This window comes from Bradyrhizobium nivariense (assembly GCF_029846695.2).
Taxonomy (GTDB): Bacteria; Pseudomonadota; Alphaproteobacteria; order Rhizobiales; family Xanthobacteraceae; genus Bradyrhizobium.
Genome location: NZ_JARWCR020000183.1, coordinates 1 through 1340, shown reverse-complemented (window position 1 = coordinate 1340; position 1340 = coordinate 1). Strand labels below are relative to the sequence as shown.

The window sequence follows — 1340 nt, the reverse complement described above, 5'->3', positions numbered from 1 at the left end:
CCTGCCGGAAATTCGGTGTTCATCGGCATAGGCAAATAGAGGTCGCCAACCTCCACGCTCGCCATGCCGTCGTTCCGCAGCATGATCTCCCACGTCAATCCAGCCTCGTCGACTGCGAGGCGGGTCGCGAGAAGGACGCCGGCATCGCGGGCTGCTAGTTCAAGGGCCGCGCTATGCATCGGCTTCGTTGCATCAACGCCGGTTCGAAGCGTATGCCACTCGGATCCGGCACGCCGAACTCTAGCGTGAGCCGCCCCCAGCACGGCTCCAGGCAGGACATAATCCGTGTCATGCGCATCGTTCCGATAACGCAACGAGGTAATGCCGTCTTGTGTGCACCCAACGACGAAGGACGAGTCGGCCGTCTTCAACACCATGGCAACCTTGCGCGGCGGCCGATTGGGTTTAGGCAGCGCAACGCGCCCGAACAACGCGCTACCCAAGAAGCTCCAGCCCAACAGCATCGTACGACGCGTATACGTCCAGACTTTAGACATGCTTTTGGTGTATCCGGTATTGCCCCATGCGGATAATCAAGGCGTGCCGCTTCCCGCCGTAAACGTCAACGCGATAAAAGCGACATACGTTCTCAAGTACCGAGTGTTCGGTCGGCAGGGCTTCGTCACCATCGGTCATCACGGCGCCCCTTGGACACCAGAGCTTGCACGCAAGGAGGCCAAGCGGCTTTTGGGGCTGGTTGCCAATGGCAAAGACCCGGTCGACGAGAAAGCCAAGGCGCGCCTGCAGGGGGCCGATCCACTCCGGCAATCGCGGATCATTATCTCCGGAACCCCAACAAATGCTGAAGCCCCGACCAATTCGGAAATAGAACGCTACTTGTTGGCCAGTTGGAGACCCCTGCATCCCGGCTCAGTTTTCCAGATCACCCGCCGCCATATCTCGGCTCGTATCGCTGACCTCGCATCAGCTCATGAGCGGTCTCAGCAGCCCGCTGCCCGTACAGCCCTATCCTCAATGCTCAATTGGGCAATGCGGGAGAGCCTCGACATTGCTGCGAATCCGGTTCTCAGCGCTGCTGATTAGGCAGGTGACCGGTGAGGAAGCGATCTATCTCTGCCTCGTCTATGTCATCTGCTTCAGCGCCTTCACTGCGCAGCCAGTCGCCGAAATGAAGAGCGCGAGCGGCATATTGACGGCGAAACTCAGCTTTGTAGCGACTGCGCACAAGGTAGTCGGTGTAGAGGCCCATGATGGGCTAGGGTCTGTTGGGATTCATCGGGAGTTTATCACGGCTGCGGCCAGATGGATCATGGCTGCGAAGCTTTGATCGGTCTTATCTGCGCGCAACGGGATACGTTTGAATTCCTTGAGCTTGCAGA

At 58.7% G+C, this 1340-nt stretch carries 2 protein-coding genes and 1 pseudogene; 1 reads left to right on the top strand and 2 read right to left on the bottom strand.

The features are described 5' to 3' along the window. A pseudogene (locus QCM77_RS45830) lies at window positions 1-497 on the bottom strand (DUF5695 domain-containing protein); the annotation flags it as partial. Between QCM77_RS45830 and QCM77_RS45825 the strand changes: the two are divergent. Next, on the top strand, window positions 496-1044 hold the full coding sequence (locus QCM77_RS45825; RefSeq protein ID WP_280097125.1) for an Arm DNA-binding domain-containing protein: 549 nt from the start codon (window positions 496-498) through the stop codon (window positions 1042-1044). The pseudogene QCM77_RS45830 and the gene QCM77_RS45825 sit on opposite strands and share 2 nt — an antisense overlap. Here QCM77_RS45825 and QCM77_RS45820 read toward each other — a convergent pair. After that, a complete protein-coding gene (locus QCM77_RS45820) occupies window positions 1028-1210 on the bottom strand; it encodes a hypothetical protein (protein ID WP_280097124.1) in 183 nt (60 codons plus the stop codon). The two genes, QCM77_RS45825 and QCM77_RS45820, sit on opposite strands and share 17 nt — an antisense overlap. Window positions 1211-1340 lie beyond the last annotated feature (130 nt).

Bases quoted from the DNA above. Each gene is read 5' to 3' on its own strand.
- QCM77_RS45820 (WP_280097124.1), bottom strand. From the start codon at position 1,210: ATGGGCCTCTACACCGACTACCTTGTGCGCAGTCGCTACAAAGCTGAG.
- QCM77_RS45825 (WP_280097125.1), top strand. From the start codon at position 496: ATGCTTTTGGTGTATCCGGTATTGCCCCATGCGGATAATCAAGGCGTG.